The sequence below is a fragment of the Streptomyces sp. NBC_00885 genome, from assembly GCF_045207475.1.
Classification (GTDB): Bacteria; Actinomycetota; Actinomycetes; order Streptomycetales; family Streptomycetaceae; genus Streptomyces.
This window is the reverse complement of sequence record NZ_CP108796.1, coordinates 4,089,106-4,106,075: the sequence shown is the minus strand read 5'-3', so window position 1 is coordinate 4,106,075 and position 16,970 is coordinate 4,089,106. Positions and strand designations below refer to the sequence as shown.

The following is a 16,970-nucleotide window of genomic DNA, read 5'->3' as shown; positions in this document are numbered from 1 at the left end:
ATGACTCAAGACACTTCGCTCCGCTTCCGCGAGTTCAAGATGCCCGACGTGGGCGAGGGACTCACCGAGGCCGAGATCCTCAAGTGGTATGTCCAGCCCGGAGACACGGTGACGGACGGCCAGGTCGTCTGCGAGGTCGAGACGGCGAAGGCGGCCGTCGAGCTGCCGATCCCGTACGACGGCGTGGTGCACGAGCTCCGCTTCGAGGAGGGCACGACCGTCGACGTCGGCACGTCGATCATCACGATCGACGTGGCGCCCGGCAGCGGTGACGCGGCCCCGGCCGCTCCCGTCGTCGAGACCCCTGCCGAGACGCCCGCCGAGGAGGCGGAGCCGAAGGGCCGCACGCCCGTCCTCGTCGGCTACGGCGTCGCCGAGACCTCCACCAAGCGCCGCGCCCGCAAGGGCACGTCCGCCGTCCCGGAGCAGGCCCCCGCGGCCGCCGCGATCCAGGCCGAGATGAACGGCCACGGCGTGGTCGCCGGCCAGGCCCGCCCGCTCGCCAAGCCCCCGGTACGCAAGCTCGCCAAGGACCTGGGCATCGATCTGGCGACGGTCACCCCGACCGGGCCCGACGGGGTCATCACGCGGGAGGACGTCCATGCGGCGGCCGCCCCGGCTCCGGCGCCAGCGCCGGTCCTGGCCGAGCCCGCGCTCGTCGCGCAGCCCGCACCCGCGCCTGTCGTGGCGGGCGCCCGGGAGACCCGTATCCCCATCAAGGGAGTACGCAAGGCCACCGCGGCGGCGATGGTCGGCAGCGCCTTCACCGCGCCGCATGTCACGGAGTTCATCACGCTCGACGTGACCCGGACGATGAAACTCGTCGACGAGCTCAAGGCCGACAAGGACATGGCGGGGCTGCGGGTCAATCCGCTGCTGCTGATCGCCAAGGCCCTGCTGGTCGCGATCAAGCGCAACCCCGCCGTCAATGCGGCCTGGGACGAGGCCGCCCAGGAGATCGTGCAGAAGCACTACGTCAACCTGGGCATCGCCGCGGCCACGCCGCGCGGTCTGATCGTGCCGAACATCAAGGACGCGCACGACAAGACCCTGCCCGAACTGGCGCAGGCGCTCGGCGAGCTGGTCTCCACCGCGCGTGAGGGCAAGACCACTCCCGCGGCCATGCAGGGCGGCACGGTCACGATCACCAACGTGGGCGTCCTCGGCGTCGACACCGGTACGCCGATCCTGAACCCGGGCGAGTCCGCGATCCTCGCGGTCGGCGCGATCAAGCTCCAGCCCTGGGTCCACAAGGGCAAGGTCAAGCCGAGGCAGGTCACCACGCTCGCGCTCTCCTTCGACCACCGGCTGGTCGACGGGGAACTGGGCTCCAAGGTGCTCGCGGACGTCGCGGCGATCCTGGAGCAGCCCAAGCGGCTGATCACCTGGGCCTGACGGCCTGACGGCCTGACGGCCTGACGGCCGGAACACCGAGGTCCCGTGACGCGATGCGTCACGGGACCTCGTGTTTTCAGCGGTGCGTCAGTCGCGCTGAGTGCCGGCCGGCAGCGTCCGAACCGTCATCGTCTGGGCGGTGGTGGAGCCGAAACCGAAGTCCAGCAGCTTCGCCGCGTCCTTGGTGCGCTCGGTGACGCTGGAGCTGGCGAGGACGACGCCGACGTACGTCTTCGTGCCGCGGGTGGCGGCGAAGACGAGGCAGGGGCCGGCAGCCGTGCCGGTGCCGGTCTTCACGCCGATGGCCCCGCTGTACGAGCCGAGGAGCGCGTTGGTGTTGTACCAGGTGTACGTGCGGGTGGCGCCGGTGCTCGTCGTCGCGACGGTCTTGTACGACGTGGCCTTGACGACATCGCGGAAGGTCGCGCTACTCATCGCGTGGCGGGCGAACTTCGCCAGGTCCCAGGGGGTGGTGTAGTTGGCGCCCGCCGCGGAGATGCCGTCGAACGAGTCGAAGTGCGTGTTCACCAGGCCGAGCTGCTTGGCCTTGGCGTTCATCTTGCCGATGAACGAAGACGTGCGCGCGGCGGTCGTCGTCCCGGTGCCGTAGGCGTCGGCGAGGGCGTACGCGGCGTCGCAGCCGGACGGCAGCATCATCGCGGACAGCAGCTGGCGGACGGTCAGCTTGTCACCGGTGCGCAGGTCTGCGGTGCTCGCGCCCTGCCGGACGACATAGTCCCGGTACGCCTGCTTGACGGTGAGCTTCCTGTTGAGGTCCACGCCGGGCTGGGTGAGGACCGTGATGGCCGTCACAAGCTTCGTCGTGCTCGCCATCTGGCGGCGGGTGTTGTTGGCCTTGCCGTAGATCGGCTTGCCGTCCGCCTGGTCGAGCAGGAAGCCGCCCTTGGCGCTGATCGTCGGGATCGGCACCGCTGCCTGTGCGGTCGTGGCGAGGGGCGAGGCCGCCAGCAGCAGGCCGCCGGCGAGGGCGGCGCCGGCGGCTCTGCGCAGGCCCTTGCTTTTGAGTATCAAAGGGAACGCTCCGATAGTCGCGTTTGCGTCGAAAGTCCGTTAAGTCCCGTGACTTTCAAAGTCAATGGGGGCCCAGGGAAAACAGGGTCCCGACGTGAGACTCGCGAGCGGAGGGAATGGATGTACGGAAGTTGCGTACTTCTTTTCCGGCGCCCAAACCCCTTGCCCGTCCTGCATCGTGGACGAGGCTTCCTGATGCACCTGTGTTGTATCTAAGCTGTGCGCATGCCCGCCGCCGCCCCTGCCGCAGAACGCGTCTACACCCACATCAAGCAAGCCGTCCTCGACCGCCGCTACGAGGGCGGAACGCTTCTCACCGAGGGCGAACTGGCCGACGCCGTCGGCGTATCGCGCACCCCCGTCCGCGAAGCGCTCCTCAAGCTGGAGGTCGAAGGGCTGATCAAGCTCTACCCGAAGAAGGGCGCCCTGGTCCTCGCCGTCTCCGCACAGGAGATCGCCGATGTGGTCGAGACCCGGATGCTGGTCGAGGAGCACGCCGCCCGCAAGGCCGTACCGGCCTCACCGCAGCTGATCGCCCGCCTCGAAGAGCTCCTCGAACAGCAGAAGCGACAGGGCGAGGAGGGCGACCTGGCCGCCGTCGCCGTCACCGACCGCTGCTTCCACGCCGAGATCGTCCGAAGCGGGGGCAACGCGATCCTCTCCCGCCTCTACGACCAACTCCGCGACCGGCAGCTGAGGATGGGCGTCGCCGTCATGCACTCCCACCCCGACCGGATCGCCAAGAACGTCGCCGAGCACAGCGAGATCCTTGAGGCACTGCGCGCCTCGGACCCGGACGCGGCGGCCGCCCTCGTCCACCGGCACGTCGGCTGGTTCAGCAACCTGGCGCGGGGCGAGGTCCGGTGAGCGCCAGTGCCGTCGCCCTGCCGGGGGATCCACCCGGCGGTCGGCGGGCCGCCGCGGTCTGGGGCATCGGCGTCGCCGTCTACTTCGTCGCCGTCATCTTCCGTACGTCCCTGGGCGTCGCCGGCCTCGACGCAGCCGACCGCTTCGACGTCAACGCCTCCGCGCTGTCCACCTTCTCCATCCTCCAGCTGCTCGTGTACGCGGGGATGCAGATACCCGTCGGCCTGCTGGTCGACCGCCTCGGCACCAAGAAGGTCCTCACCATCGGCGTGGTGCTGTTCACGGCCGGGCAGCTGGGCTTCGCGTTCTCCCCCTCCTACGGGACGGCCCTCGCCTCCCGTGCCCTCCTCGGCTGCGGCGACGCGATGACCTTCATCAGCGTGCTGCGGCTCGGCACCCGCTGGTTCCCGGCGCGGCGCGGACCGCTCATCGCGCAGGTCGCCGCGCTCTTCGGCATGGCGGGCAACCTCGTCTCGACCATCGTCGTCGCCCGGTTGCTCCACGGCCTGGGCTGGACCGCCACCTTCGCGGGCAGCGCGGCGGCCGGACTGGTCGTGCTCGTACCTCTCGTGCTCTTCCTCAAGGACCACCCCGAGGGCCATGAGCCGCCGCCCGCCCGGCACGCCGGATCTGCCTTCGTACGCAAGCAGATCGCCCAGTCGTGGCGGGAGCCCGGCACCAGGCTCGGCCTGTGGGTGCACTTCACCACCCAGTTCCCCGCGATGGTATTCCTGCTGCTGTGGGGGATGCCCTTCCTCATCGAGGCACAGGGCCTGTCCCGGGAGACGGCGGGCGAACTGCTGACCCTGGTGGTGCTCTCCAACATGGTGGTGGGCCTGGTGTACGGGCAGATCATCGCGCGCCACCATGCGGCCCGGGTCCCGCTTGCTCTCGGCACGGTTGGGGCGACCGCACTCGTGTGGGCCACCACCATCGTGTACCCCGGCGATCCTGCCCCGATGTGGCTGCTGATCACCCTCTGCACGGTGCTGGGGGCATGCGGGCCCGCGTCCATGATCGGCTTCGACTTCGCGCGCCCCGCCAATCCCCCGGAGCGGCAGGGGACGGCGTCCGGCATCGTCAACATGGGCGGCTTCGTGGCCTCCATGACGACACTGCTCGCGGTCGGGGTGCTGCTGGACGCGACCGGCGACAACTACCGGATCGCGTTCTCGTCGGTGTTCGTGCTGGAGGCCGTCGGGATCGGGCAGATCCTGCGCCTGCGGGCGCGCACTGTGCGGCGGGAGCGGGAGCGGCTGGTGGCGAGCCGGGTGGAGGCCGTGCACGTACCGGCGTGACGGCGCGGACTCTCCGGGGCCGGCGTGAACCTGCAGCGCGCGCGTGGCGGGTGCCGCGCGCGCCCGGCTCCTCGGCTACGGCGTGACCGCGAACTCCCGCAGGATCGCCGCGCCCAGCTCCGCGTCCCCGTCGACCTTGACCCGGTCCTGCACCGCTGCCGCCCGCACCCGCCCGCACGCCAGGCGGACGTAGGTCTCCCAGTCCATGGCGAGGGTCACGACGGGCCCGAGCGAGGGCGCGCCGTCGACCGTGCCGCGGCCGTCCGCGTCCACCCGGACCGTCCGCAGGAACTCCACCGGACCGTGCACATCGAAGACGACCGCCGAATTCGCGGGCGCGCCCGCGTCCTTGGCGACGACCTTCGGCAGGGCTTCGAGCAGACAGTCCCGCGCGACGTACGCGCCGGGGGAGTCGAGGTTGCCCGGCCTGCCGAGCGCCACCCGCAGATCCTGCTCGTGCACCCACGTGTCGAACGCGCGCATCCGCAGGGCGAGTTCAAGGGTCTGCTCGGCGCCGAGCGGGGCACGGACCATGGTGTCGGGGGCGCGGCTCTCGTTGCGCAGCTGACGGGCCCGCCGGATGATCGTGTACTCCAGCTCCGAGGTCATCTCCGGCGCCGTGTGGTGCCGGCGCACATCGACCTGCATCTCCATGTAGCGGGCGAACTCGCTCTGCACATGGTAGAGATCGCGCGGCAGCGTATGGATCGGCCGGGGATCGCCGAGCATCTCGCACTCCATGCCGATGACGTGCGACACGACATCGCGGACCGACCAGGCGGGACACGGCGTCGGCCGGTTCCACTCGCCTTCCACGAGCGGCTGCACCAGCTCTGCTATCGATTCGATGGAGTGGGTCCAGGCGTCGGCGTAGGTCTGGAGGCTGGGATGGACGGTCACGGGACCCCTCGGCGGTTCTGCGGTACGCGGGCTGGGCTGCTGACTGCTGGGCTGCGTGGGAGGCTCGGCAGTTAAGTTACGCTGCCGGACGGCACCCCGGCAGTGCTTTCGTGTGACGATCGTAGGCCCGCGTTGACGGCTCGAATGCCAGGACGGTGGTAGTGTGCGCGCCTCTCTCATCCAGATCGCAGTAGACCCGGACGAAACAGTCAATTCTCGTAGGGCGCGGGCCGCTTCGCTGGTACGCGAACAGCAGGACGCCGATCTGGTGATCCTTCCGGAACTGTGGCCCGTCGGCGCCTTCGCCTACGAATCCTTCGCCGAGGAGGCGGAGACGGTCACCGGGCCGACGTACGAGGTGATGGCGAAGGCGGCGAGCGACGCGGGCGTGTGGCTGCACGCGGGCTCCGTCGTCGAGAAGGCCGCGGACGGCACCCTCTACAACACCTCCCTCGTCCTCTCCCCCGCCGGTGAACTGGTCGGCACCTACCGCAAGATCCACCGCTTCGGCTTCGACAAGGGGGAGGCGGTGATGATGGGCGCGGGCGACGAACTCGTCACCGTCCCGCTGCCCGGCCTCACCGCCGGCCTGGCGACCTGCTACGACCTGCGCTTCCCCGAACTCTTCCGCGGCCTCGTGGACGCCGGCGCCCAGGCCTTCGTCATCCCGGCCGGCTGGCCCGCCCGCCGCCGCGAACACTGGACCCTGCTGGCCCGCGCCCGCGCGGTCGAGAACCAGGCCTACGTCCTGGCCTGCGGCACCGCGGGGACCCACGCGGGGGTCGAGCAGGCGGGCCACAGCATTGTGGTCGACCCGTGGGGCGAGGTCCTGGCGGAGGCGGGGCCGGGCGAGGAGGTCCTGAAGGTGGAGCTGTCCGGGGAGAAGGTGACGACGACGCGCGAGCAGTTCCCGGCGCTGAAGGACCGCCGGCTGGGCCTGGACGCGCCGCGCGCATAACCTGCCGCGGTCCGGGGCCCGAGCCCCGGGACGCGACGGCAGGGCGAGTGCCCGAACCTTGTCAGCGGACGACGTCGAAGACGTTCTTCTGCAGGCCGTTGGCGTAGACCTCGTGCTCGACCAGCTTCAGCTTCTGCGTGTCCTTGTCCGTGGCGCTGAAGAGCCGCTTGCCCGCACCGAGCAGCAGCGGGAAGACGATCAGGTGGTAACGGTCGATCAGGCCGGCGTCCGAGAGCGCCTGGTTCAGGGAGGCGCTGCCGTGGACGATGATCGGCCCGCCCTCGGTCTCCTTCAGGGCGGCGACCTCGTCGAGGGAGCGCAGGATCGTCGTCTCGCCCCAGTTCGACACCAGGTTGTCCTCGGTGAGGGTGGTGGAGACGACGTACTTCGGCATCACCTTGTAGTCGGCGAAGTCCTCCATGCCGGGCCACACCGGGCTGAACGCCTCGTAGCTGGTCCGGCCCATCAGCATGGCGGTGGCTTCCTTCTGCTCCCGCCCCTTGATCTCGAATGCCTCGGGGAGGAACTCGATGTCCTTGAAGGTCCACCCGGAGTTCCGGTAACCGGGCTCGCCGCCAGGGGCCTCCACGACGCCGTCGAGGGAGATGAAGGCGGTGCTGATCAGGGTACGCATCAAAGGTTCCTCGGAATCTCGTGTCTGGTTCTCAGCGGGTTCGGCCGGTGACGCTTCGCCTACGCTCGTGGCTGCGGTGCACCAGTCATGATCTCTGACTGCCGATCATGGAGAAACTCATCGCCCGCCGCGTTTGCCGCTTCCGTGGCCTAGCTAGTCGTCGTCGCCGTCCCGCTCCCTCTCCGCCATGCGGATCACGCACACTGCCACCGCGATCATCAGCGCCGGATCCGCGTCCTCCCGGACGACATTGACCGCGTACGTCTCCCGCACCCGGAACCACTGCTTAGAGATGTGCGCCAGCAGATCGCCGTCGTACTCGATCACGAACTCCCGGTGCAGGATCCGGCCGCTGACATCCAGTTCCGTGCCCTCGACGAGCGTCACCCGGTAGTGGTTGCGCAGCAGCGAGAGCCGTTTCTTGCGGATCGTGGCGAGCGGTGCGTCGCCCCGTTCGACCTTCATCGTGTCCCGCAGGCTCAGCAGCTTCTTGCGCAGCGTGATGAGCACATGCCCGCTCGGGTCCTTGAGCTCCAGCGTGTCGCGCAGCCGCAGCGCCTTGCCGTCGACGAGGAAGGCTCGGCGCCCCTGCTCGTCCTCGATCCAGTAGTCGTCACCGATCGCGAAGATCTTGTCGCGTACGAGGTATTTCATGGCTGGAATGCGTACCCGGTCTCGTGCGGTTGGATGGGGGTATGGCTACACGTGCACGCGTTCGGGCCCCCGAGCTCATCGGCAGGGGCGGCTGGCTCAATACGGGCGACACCCAGTACACCCTCGCCGACCTGCGAGGACGCATCGTTATCCTCGATTTTTGGACATTTTGCTGCATTAACTGTCTGCATGTCCTGGACGAGCTGCGCGAGCTCGAGGAGAAGCACCGCGACACCGTGGTGATCATCGGGGTCCACTCGCCGAAGTTCGTGCACGAGGCCGAGCACCAGGCCGTCGTGGACGCTGTCGAGCGCTATCAGGTGCATCACCCCGTGCTCGACGACCCCGAGCTCGCCACCTGGAAGCAGTACGCGGTACGGGCCTGGCCCACCCTCGTCGTCATCGACCCCGAGGGATATGTCGTCGCCCAGCACGCGGGCGAGGGGCATGCGCACGCCATCGAGAAGCTCGTCGAGGAGCTGGAGGCCGAGCACGCCGCCAAGGGCACGCTGCGGCGCGGTGACGGGCCGTATGTCGCGCCCGAGCCGGTCGCCACGCATCTGCGCTTCCCCGGCAAGGCGCTCGTGCTGCCAGACGGCGGTTTTCTGGTCTCCGACACCACCCGCCATCAGCTGGTGCGGCTGGCGGCCGACGCCGAGACGGTCCTCCAGCGGTACGGCGACGGTGAGCGCGGGCTCGTCGACGGCGGCCCCGAGCGGGCGCGGTTCAGTGAACCCCAGGGGCTCGCCTTGCTGCCCGGGGCGCGCGTCGTCGTCGCCGACACGGTCAACCACGCCCTGCGCGTACTCGACCTGGAGAGCGCAGAGACCACCACCGTCGCCGGGACCGGCAGGCAGTGGTGGCAGGGCTCGCCGACGAACGGCCCGGCCCGCGATGTGGACCTCTCCTCGCCGTGGGACGTGGCCTGGTGGCAGGGCGAGGTGTGGATCGCCATGGCCGGCGTCCACCAGCTGTGGGCGTACGACCCCGAGCACGGCACGGTCCGCGTCGCCGCGGGCACCACCAACGAGGGCCTGGTCGACGGCCCGGTCGCCGAGGCGTGGTTCGCCCAGCCGTCCGGGCTCGCGGCGACCGAGGAGCGGCTGTGGGTCGCCGACTCGGAGACGAGCGCGCTGCGGTACGTCGACCGCGAGGGCGCCGTGCACACCGCCGTCGGCACCGGACTCTTCGACTTCGGTCACCGCGACGGTGCGGCCGGACAGGCCCTGCTCCAGCATCCGTTGGGCGTGACCGCGCTGCCCGACGGTTCGGTGGCCGTCAGCGACACGTACAACCACGCGCTGCGCCGCTACACACCTCCCGTTCAAGAGGGGCACAGCGGCGAGGTGACCACCCTGGCCACCGATCTGCGGGAGCCGAGCGACGCCGTGCTGGTGGGCGAGGACATCGTCGTCGTGGAGTCCGCGCGGCACCGGCTGACCCGGCTGCGCCTGCCGGACGAGGCGGTACGCGTGGATGCCGTCGCCCACCGCACCCAGCGTGCCGCGACCGAAGTCGCCGCGGGCAAGCTGCGGTTGGACGTGGTCTTCCAGGCCCCGGCCGGCCAGAAGCTGGACACCCGGTACGGGCCGTCGACCCGCCTGCTCGTTTCCTCGACCCCGCCGGAGCTGCTGATCTCCGGTGAGGGCGCGGGCACGGACCTGGCGCGCGATCTGGAGATCGATCCGGCGGTCGCCGAGGGCGTGCTGCATGTGTCGGCGATGGCGGCGTCCTGCGACGATGACCCGTCCAACGAGTACCCGGCCTGCCATGTGCACCAGCAGGACTGGGGTGTTCCGGTCCGGGTGAGCGCGGACGGGGTCACGCGGCTGCCGCTCGTACTGGCCGGGATGGACCAGGAGTAGCGACTAGTAGAAGAGCCCCTGTCGCAGGGGCGGGCGGCCCGCCGCGCCGTCCAGGCAGCCGTCGACCCACAGGCCGGGGTCGTACGTCGCCTTGCGCCCGCCCCAGCCGGCGGACCGGATCTCTGCGCACCCGCCGGCCAGGAGCTTCTTCACCTCCTGGCCGTTCGGGTCGTACATCCGGATCCGTCGGCCCTGGACGTAACCCGATTCGTACGCGATGTCCTCGGCCCACGGCGGCCGCTCGTTGTGCCGCTGGATGACGAACCAGCACCCTGCGAAAAGGACCGCGACCGCCGAGGCGAGTGCGAGGAACAGGGTGCGGCGCGAGGGGCCGACCGGGTGGGAGACCACCTTGTGATGACCTTGGAGAACCATGGTCATCACCGTTGCGTACGGCTGCTTTCGCAGATGTTTCGCGAACAGTCAACTGGCCCCCCGGTCAGGGGACTTCAGGCCTCCAGGAACGCGGTGAGTGCGTTCGCCAGCAGATAGGGGTCCTGTGCGCCGCACAGTTCACGCGCGCTGTGCATCGACAGGATCGCCACGCCGATGTCGACGGTCTGGATGCCGTGCCGGGCCGCGGTGATCGGGCCGATGGTCGTGCCGCACGGCATCGCGTTGTTCGACACGAACGTCTGCCACGGCACCCCGGCCCGCTCGCAGGCCTCGGCGAACACCGCGCGGCCGCTGCCGTCGGTGGCGTACCGCTGGTTGACGTTCACCTTGAGGATCGGGCCGCCGTTGGCCCGCGGGTGGTGCGTCGGATCGTGCCGTTCGGCGTAGTTGGGGTGGACGGCGTGGCCCGTGTCGGACGACAGGCACACCGTGCCCGCGAAGGCGCGCGCCCTGTCCTCGTACGCACCGCCGCGCGCGAACACCGAACGCTCCAGCACATTGCCGAGCAGCGGACCGTCGGCGCCGGTGTCGGCCTGTGAGCCGTTCTCCTCGTGGTCGAAGGCGGCGAGGACGGGGATGCAGGGCAGCTGACCCGACTCGGCGACGGCGGCGAGCGCGGCCGTGCCCGCGTGCACCGAGAGCAGGTTGTCCATCCGGGGCCCGGCGACCAGTTCCCGGTCACGGCCCAGATAGGACGGCGGCTCGATGGAGTGCACCATCAGGTCCCAGCCGGTGACATCGCCGTCGGCGAGGCCCGACTCGTGCTCCAGGAACCGGATCAGATCGCCTTCCTCGACCTCGCCCAGACCCCAGATCGGCTGAAGGTGCTTCTGCCGGTCCAGCTTCAGCCCGTCGTTGGCCGAGCGGTCCAGATGGATGGCGAGCTGCGGTACGCGCAGCAGCGCGCGGTCGATGTTGACCAGGCGGTGGCTGCCGTCGCGAAGGGTGAGCCGGCCGGCGAGACCGAGGTCCCGGTCCAGCCAGGTGTTGAGCAGCGTCCCGCCGTACACCTCGACGGCGATCTGCCGCCAGCCGTACGCGCCGGTGTCCGGCAGCGGCTTGACCCGCAGATTGGGCGAGTCGGTGTGGGCGCCGACGATCCGGAACGGGGTGTGCGGCTCGGCGCCCTCGGGCACGTACCAGGCGATGATCGCGCCGCCGCGCAGCACGTACTTGCCGCCGTGCGTACCGTCCCAGGCATCCGTCTCCAGCACCTGCCGGAATCCGGCCTTCTCCAGCCGCGCGGCCGCATTGGCGACAGCGTGGTACGGCGACGGGCTCGCCGCCAGGAAGGACATCAGGTCGTCGGTGTGGCCGCGGTCGAAGCGGGCGGTTCTCGCGCTCATGGGGTCACCTTAACGAGGGATACGCCTCGCCCGTCTGCCGATCGGGGGCGCCCGGGCCGGCGGCGCGCCGGTCCCGGGGCCCGGCCATGAGTGTGGCCCGCCCCCGGAACTGGGGCGGGCCACATCAAAGACGGTCCGGCGCGACTAGAAGGCCGCCTCGTCCAGGTCCATCAGCGAGTTGTCGACCGTCTCCGCGAGCGCGCGCTCGGCCGAGACGCCCGGCAGGACGTTGGCGGCGAAGAACTTCGCGGCCGCGATCTTGCCCTGGTAGAAGGGCACGTCCTTGGCGGAGGCCGTCTGGAGCTTCTCCGCCGCAACCGCCGCGCCGCGCAGCAGCAGGTAGCCGACGACCACGTCGCCCGAGGCCATCAGCAGGCGGGTGGTGTTCAGGCCCACCTTGTAGATGTTCTTGACGTCCTCGCCGGTGGCGATGAGGTCGTTCGTCATCGTGCCGACGATCGCCTCCAGGTCCACCGCGGCCTTGGCGAGCGCGTCGCGGGCCGGGGCCAGCTCATCGCCGCCGGTGCCGACAGCGAGGAACTTCTTGATCTCCTCGGAGAGGGTGTTCAGCGCCTGGCCCTGGTCGCGGACGATCTTCCGGAAGAAGTAGTCCTGGCCCTGGATGGCCGTGGTGCCCTCGTAGAGGGTGTCGATCTTGGCGTCCCGGATGTACTGCTCGACCGGGTACTCCTGCAGATAGCCGGAGCCGCCGAAGGTCTGCAGCGACTGGGCCAGCTGCTCGTAGGACTTCTCCGAGCCGTAGCCCTTCACGATCGGCAGCAGCAGGTCGTTCAGCGCGACGAGCGCCTTGGCGTCCTCGCCCGCGGCTTCCTTGAGGGCGATCTCGTCCTGGACGGACGCGGTGTAGAGGACCAGGGCGCGCATGCCTTCGGCGTACGCCTTCTGCGTCATCAGCGCGCGGCGCACGTCCGGGTGGTGCGTGATGGTGACCTTGGGCGCGCTCTTGTCCGCGAAGTTCACCAGGTCCTGGCCCTGGACGCGCTCCTTGGCGTACTCCAGCGCGTTCAGGTAGCCGGTGGACAGGGTCGCGATGGCCTTCGTGCCGACCATCATCCGGGCGAACTCGATGATCATGAACATCTGACGGATGCCGTCGTGCTTGTCGCCGATCAGCCAGCCCTTGGCCGGGTGCTGGTCGCCGAACGTCATCTCGCAGGTGTTGGAGGCCTTGAGGCCCATCTTGTGCTCGACGTTCGTGGCGTACACACCGTTGCGCTCGCCCAGCTCGCCGGTCTCCCAGTCGAAGTGGAACTTCGGCACGAGGAAGAGCGACAGGCCCTTGGTGCCCGGGCCGTGGCCCTCGGGGCGGGCCAGCACGTAGTGAAGGATGTTCTCCTCCATGTCGTGCTCACCGGAGGTGATGAAGCGCTTCACGCCCTCGATGTGCCAGGAGCCGTCCTCCTGCTGGATGGCCTTGGTGCGGCCGGCGCCGACGTCCGAGCCGGCGTCCGGCTCGGTGAGCACCATGGTGGAGCCCCAGCGCTTCTCGACGGCTATCTGGGCGACCTTCTTCTGCGCCTCGTTGCCCTCCTCGAAGAGGATGCCCGCGAAGGCGGGGCCCGAGGAGTACATCCAGATGGCCGGGTTCGAGCCGAGGAGCAGCTCCGCGTACGACCAGATCAGGGAGCGGGGCGAGGTGGTGCCGCCGATCTCCTCGGGCAGGCCCAGGCGCCAGTACTCGGAGTCCATGAAGGCCTGGTAGCTCTTCTTGAAGGACGCCGGGACGGGCGCGGTGTTGGTCTCGGGGTCGAAAACAGGGGGGTTGCGGTCGGCGTCCGCGAAGGATTCGGCGAGCTCGTTCTCGGCGAGACGCGCGATCTCTTCGAGGATGCTCTTGGCAGTGTCGACGTCCATCTCCGCGAACGGGCCGGTGCCGTACAGCTTGTCGCGCCCGAGGACCTCGAAGAGGTTGAACTCGATGTCGCGGAGATTCGACTTGTAGTGCCCCATGGCGACGGCTCCGTAAGGATCGATGTTTCTCATCCACGTACCAGTTGGTAACTACGATGATGCTACCCGTCGGTAATAAGACGCAACCCTAACGGGGCAACTGTGACTCAGTACTCTTGCGTGCATGTACGGCTACGACCAGACCCCGGGCGCTCAGCAGCAGTACGTACCGCAGCAGCCCTCCTACGGGGAGCAGCCGCTCTACCCCGAGCCGTCGCCCCCTTCGCTCGCCGACGCGGTGCGGGCCTTCACCACGGCGTCGCTGTCCGCGGAGGACTTCCAGCAGATCTTCGCGACCTCGAAGGTGTACTGCCCGCGCGGTGACAATCCCGGGTTCCTGGCGCTGCACAACACCCAGCAGCCGGTCATCCCGATGTTCACGTCGCTCAAGGAGCTGCGCCGGTACGCGGGCAAGGAGTCCAAGTACTTCGTGATCACGGGCGCGGAGGTGATCGACCTGCTGCCTACCGGGTACGGCTTCGTTCTGGACATGGAGGGCGACCATCGCATGGTCTTCGACGCGAAGGCCGTGGAGCAGATGGTCGACTTCGCGATGCGGCGGATGTATGGCTGAGCGGCAGGCCTGCCTGTAGGGCGCCCGGGGGGAATTCCTCCCGGGCGTCTCGCGTTCCAGGTGGCAAGAAGTTCAGTCTTCAACTAAACTGGACGCACAAGGAGGCCACGTCATGCCTGCAGTGACTGTCGAGAACCCGCTCACCCTGCCGCGCGTAGCCGCGCGCGCCGATGCTCGCTCGCGCCCCGTGCTCGCCGTTTCCACGGCGCCCAGCGGGTTCGAGGGAGAGGGCTTCCCGGTGCGGCGTGCGTTCGCGGGGATCAACTACCAGTACCTCGACCCGTTCATCATGATGGACCAGATGGGCGAGGTGGACTATGCGCCGGGCGAGCCCAAGGGCACGCCCTGGCACCCGCACCGCGGCTTCGAGACCGTCACGTACCTGATTGACGGAACGTTCGTGCACCAGGACAGCAACGGCGGCGGCGGGACCATCCGCAACGGCGACACCCAGTGGATGACGGCGGGCTCCGGCCTGCTGCACATAGAGGCGCCGCCGGAGTCGCTGGTCATGTCGGGCGGGCTCTTCCACGGGCTCCAGCTGTGGGTGAACCTCCCGGCCAGCGACAAGATGATGGACCCCCGCTACCAGGACATCCGCGGCGGCCAGGTGCAGCTGCTCACCTCGCCCGACGGCGGCGCGCTGCTGCGGGTCATCGCCGGTGAGCTGAACGGTCACGAGGGCCCAGGCATCACGCACACGCCGATCACGATGATCCATGCGACTCTGCGGCCCGGCGCCCGGGTCGACCTGCCGTGGCGCAAGGACTTCAACGGCCTCGCGTACGTCCTGGCCGGGCGCGGCGCGGTCGGCACCGAGCGGCGGCCCATACGGATGGGGCAGACCGCGGTGTTCGGCGACGGCGACTCGCTCACGGTGTGGGCGGACGACACCCAGAACGGCTCGCACACCGGTGACCTGGAGATCGTGCTGCTCGGCGGTCGTCCGATCCGGGAGCCGATGGCGCACTACGGACCGTTCGTGATGAACAGCCAGGCGGAGCTGAGGCAGGCGGTCGAGGACTTCCAGGCCGGACGCCTCGGCACGATCCCGGCCGTGCACGGACTGGGCGAGCCGGGCGTGGGAGAGACCCAGGGCTGACGGTCCAGGGCGGGGTCCGCCGGTCGGCGGACCCGTCCCTCGGCCGTGAAATTTCCTACCGCTGGTGTTACGTTTGGTTCATGAGCTCGAGCCAGGCATCGCCGCATGTACCGGAGCGGGCCGCAAAGCGGTCCGTGTCGCTGGCCAACTCGCTGGTCAAGGAGGTGGAGGAGCGCATCGGCAAGCGCGGGTTCTCGGCCGTCGTCGCCGAGGCGCTGGAGCACTGGCTTGCCATGGACAAGCTCAGCGAAGTGATCGCGGCCGACCGGCGTGAGTTCGGACCTGTGTCCGACGAGGCGCGGCACCAGGCGGAACAGGAATGGTGAGCAAGCGCCTCAAGGTCAAGGTGCAGAGCGGCGGAACCCTGTTCCTGGACGCTCAGGGCCTCTCGCTCCATGTCGACGGCGACGAGGGAATGCGTGCCCGGATCGAGGTCGCCGAACAGAACGGCCGCCGCGTCGCACTCTCCGCCGTGACGCCCCTGGAAGTGCGGCGTACCGGAGACGCGGCCAAGCGGCTTGCGTTCCTGCTGTCCCGCCTTGATGTGAAGCCAGTGACGGATGACGTCATAAGGGCAGCCGCGAAACTGCTCGACGCATCCGGTCTGGATGGGCACGAGCGCCTTGTCGACGCCCTGGTTGTCGCCACGGCAGCCCTCTCCGCACCCCCGGTGCGGCTTGTCAGTTCTGATGCGTCGCACATTCCGAAGCTCTGCCAGGCGGCCGAGACTCTGCCGGGTTCCCCTGTGGTGAAGGTCATCAGCGTGTGATCCGCTGAGGCGCCGTTCGCCCACCGGGGCCGCGGACCGGTCGCTTGCTAATCTGATGGGGTGTCACCCTCCTGGCCCCGGTGGGCGGGACGGGGTGTGCGCGCTGTGGTCACGTGGGAGCGTGCAGACCCTTCTTCCCGAGCCCGTGCGGCGGCTTGCCGCCTGGTGCGTGGTCGCGCTCCTTGTGGCCGGGGTCGCCGCCGTCGGCGTATGGCTGGTCGTGGAACTCAAGACCGCCGTCACGCCCGTGCTGCTCGCACTGCTCGGGACCGCCCTCCTCGGGCCGCTGCACCGGCGGCTGGTGAGGATGAAGGTGAACCGGTCCGTCGCCGCGGCGCTGACCTGTGTGGCGGTCGTCGTCGTCATCGGTGGGGCCACCTACATCGTCGTCAGCGCGCTGATCGACAGCGGCGACCAGATCGTCGACTCCCTGCGGCGGGCCGGCCGGGATCTCGCCGAGCGCTTCGGGGCCGCCGGGACCTCGCTCGACGATCTCGCCAAGAACTCGAAGGAACTGCTCGGCAAGTTCGGGGGGACGGCCGCGTCCGGGGTGATCAGCGGCCTGAGCGTGGTGGGGCAGGTGATCGCCGCCTCCGTGCTCGCGCTGCTGCTCATGTTTTTCTTTCTGCGGGACTCCCACAAGGCGGCCGGTCTGCTGCGGTCCCTCGCCCCGGGCTCGACGGGCGATGCCGCCGAGGCCATGGGGCGGCGGGCCTTCGGGGCCGTCGAGGGCTTCATGCGCGGGACGACATTGATCGCGCTCATCGACGCGGTCTGCATCACCGTCGGGCTGCTGATCCTTCGCGTCCCCGGAGCGGTGGGTCTGGGCGCGCTCGTCTTCGTCACGGCGTACATCCCCTACCTCGGCGCCTTCCTCTCCGGCACGGTGGCCGTCCTTGTCGCGCTCGCCGACCGCGGGTTCGTGATCGCCCTGTGGGCGCTGGGGGTGGTGATCGCCGTGCAGGTGCTGGAGGGGCATGTGCTCCAGCCCGTGATCCAGAGCCGTACGGTCCAGATGCACCCGGCCGTCGTGATGGTGGCGATCACCGCGGGGGCATGGGTCGCCGGGATTCTCGGGATGCTGGTCTCCGTACCGCTGACCGCTGCCGCGTTCGGCGTGATCGGCGAGCTGCGCACCCGCTATTCCGCCGGCGCGGACGATGCGTAGAGCGCCTGCCGCAGCGCGCCGAGCGGTGGCATGCGTATGTC

General features: G+C 69.5%; 17 protein-coding genes. 10 read left to right on the top strand and 7 right to left on the bottom strand.

The genetic code is table 11. From position 1 onward, the window contains the following. Window positions 1-1,395, top strand: a complete 1,395-nt coding sequence (locus OHA61_RS18570; protein ID WP_406303965.1) for a dihydrolipoamide acetyltransferase family protein — start codon at window positions 1-3, stop codon at window positions 1,393-1,395. Window positions 1,396-1,482: 87 nt separating this feature from the next. On the opposite strand, the gene OHA61_RS18565 is transcribed toward OHA61_RS18570, so the two are convergent. Further along, window positions 1,483-2,406 carry a serine hydrolase gene (locus OHA61_RS18565; RefSeq protein ID WP_324991220.1) on the bottom strand — a complete coding sequence of 308 codons (924 nt, stop codon included), beginning with the start codon at window positions 2,404-2,406 and terminating at the stop codon, window positions 1,483-1,485. Window positions 2,407-2,652: 246 nt separating this feature from the next. Between OHA61_RS18565 and OHA61_RS18560 the strand changes: the two genes are divergently transcribed. Together OHA61_RS18560 and OHA61_RS18555 are read left to right on the top strand one after the other, a co-directional pair. Next, on the top strand, window positions 2,653-3,294 hold the full coding sequence (locus OHA61_RS18560; RefSeq protein ID WP_324991179.1) for a GntR family transcriptional regulator: 642 nt from the start codon (window positions 2,653-2,655) through the stop codon (window positions 3,292-3,294). Beyond that, window positions 3,291-4,592, top strand: coding sequence for a nitrate/nitrite transporter (locus OHA61_RS18555; protein WP_406303964.1), 1,302 nt, complete (start codon window positions 3,291-3,293; stop codon window positions 4,590-4,592). The genes OHA61_RS18560 and OHA61_RS18555 overlap by 4 nt, the downstream gene beginning before the upstream one ends. A 75-nt stretch (window positions 4,593-4,667) precedes the next feature. On the opposite strand, the gene OHA61_RS18550 is transcribed toward OHA61_RS18555, so the two are convergent. Then, a complete protein-coding gene (locus OHA61_RS18550; protein WP_324991183.1) occupies window positions 4,668-5,492 on the bottom strand; it encodes a maleylpyruvate isomerase family mycothiol-dependent enzyme in 825 nt (274 codons plus the stop codon). 163 nt (window positions 5,493-5,655) lie between these two features. Here OHA61_RS18550 and OHA61_RS18545 point away from each other — a divergent pair, with 163 nt between their 5' ends. Beyond that, complete coding sequence (locus OHA61_RS18545; RefSeq protein WP_406303963.1) at window positions 5,656-6,450, top strand: carbon-nitrogen family hydrolase; 795 nt, start codon at window positions 5,656-5,658, stop codon at window positions 6,448-6,450. 61 nt (window positions 6,451-6,511) lie between these two features. Here the strand turns inward: OHA61_RS18545 and OHA61_RS18540 are convergent, their stop codons facing one another. Continuing rightward, window positions 6,512-7,084, bottom strand: a complete 573-nt coding sequence (locus OHA61_RS18540; RefSeq protein ID WP_361902247.1) for a dihydrofolate reductase family protein — start codon at window positions 7,082-7,084, stop codon at window positions 6,512-6,514. A 153-nt stretch (window positions 7,085-7,237) separates the two neighbouring features. Next, window positions 7,238-7,738, bottom strand: coding sequence for an LURP-one-related/scramblase family protein (locus tag OHA61_RS18535; protein ID WP_406303962.1), 501 nt, complete (start codon window positions 7,736-7,738; stop codon window positions 7,238-7,240). A 41-nt stretch (window positions 7,739-7,779) separates the two neighbouring features. On the opposite strand from OHA61_RS18535, the gene OHA61_RS18530 reads away from it, so the two are divergent. Next, the gene (locus OHA61_RS18530; protein WP_406303961.1) at window positions 7,780-9,603 is read left to right on the top strand and encodes an NHL domain-containing thioredoxin family protein; all 1,824 of its coding nucleotides are present in this window, start codon (window positions 7,780-7,782) and stop codon (window positions 9,601-9,603) included. A gap of 3 nt (window positions 9,604-9,606) precedes the next feature. Here the strand turns inward: OHA61_RS18530 and OHA61_RS18525 are convergent, their stop codons facing one another. The 3 genes from OHA61_RS18525 to OHA61_RS18515 all read right to left on the bottom strand — a co-directional run bounded on the left by OHA61_RS18525 (window position 9,607) and on the right by OHA61_RS18515 (window position 13,316). Beyond that, complete coding sequence (locus OHA61_RS18525; protein ID WP_406303960.1) at window positions 9,607-9,984, bottom strand: hypothetical protein; 378 nt, start codon at window positions 9,982-9,984, stop codon at window positions 9,607-9,609. Between the two features lie 68 nt (window positions 9,985-10,052). Continuing rightward, entirely contained in the window at window positions 10,053-11,345 is a 1,293-nt protein-coding gene (locus OHA61_RS18520) for a M18 family aminopeptidase (protein WP_406303959.1), read from the bottom strand. Window positions 11,346-11,489: 144 nt separating this feature from the next. Then, window positions 11,490-13,316, bottom strand: coding sequence for an acyl-CoA dehydrogenase (locus OHA61_RS18515; protein WP_361902262.1), 1,827 nt, complete (start codon window positions 13,314-13,316; stop codon window positions 11,490-11,492). A gap of 124 nt (window positions 13,317-13,440) precedes the next feature. Between OHA61_RS18515 and OHA61_RS18510 the strand changes: the two genes are divergently transcribed. The 5 genes from OHA61_RS18510 to OHA61_RS18490 all read left to right on the top strand — a co-directional run bounded on the left by OHA61_RS18510 (window position 13,441) and on the right by OHA61_RS18490 (window position 16,929). Then, a complete protein-coding gene (locus OHA61_RS18510; protein ID WP_142214650.1) occupies window positions 13,441-13,890 on the top strand; it encodes an SseB family protein in 450 nt (149 codons plus the stop codon). Window positions 13,891-14,002: 112 nt separating this feature from the next. Continuing rightward, the gene (locus OHA61_RS18505; protein WP_406303958.1) at window positions 14,003-14,992 is read left to right on the top strand and encodes a pirin family protein; all 990 of its coding nucleotides are present in this window, start codon (window positions 14,003-14,005) and stop codon (window positions 14,990-14,992) included. An 80-nt stretch (window positions 14,993-15,072) separates the two neighbouring features. Beyond that, a complete protein-coding gene (locus OHA61_RS18500; protein ID WP_406303957.1) occupies window positions 15,073-15,318 on the top strand; it encodes a hypothetical protein in 246 nt (81 codons plus the stop codon). Then, window positions 15,312-15,761, top strand: a complete 450-nt coding sequence (locus OHA61_RS18495; RefSeq protein ID WP_406303956.1) for a DNA-binding protein — start codon at window positions 15,312-15,314, stop codon at window positions 15,759-15,761. Before OHA61_RS18500 ends, OHA61_RS18495 begins: the two co-directional genes overlap by 7 nt. A gap of 121 nt (window positions 15,762-15,882) precedes the next feature. Continuing rightward, on the top strand, window positions 15,883-16,929 hold the full coding sequence (locus tag OHA61_RS18490) for an AI-2E family transporter (RefSeq protein ID WP_406303955.1): 1,047 nt from the start codon (window positions 15,883-15,885) through the stop codon (window positions 16,927-16,929). The last annotated feature ends 41 nt before the right edge of the window (window positions 16,930-16,970 follow it).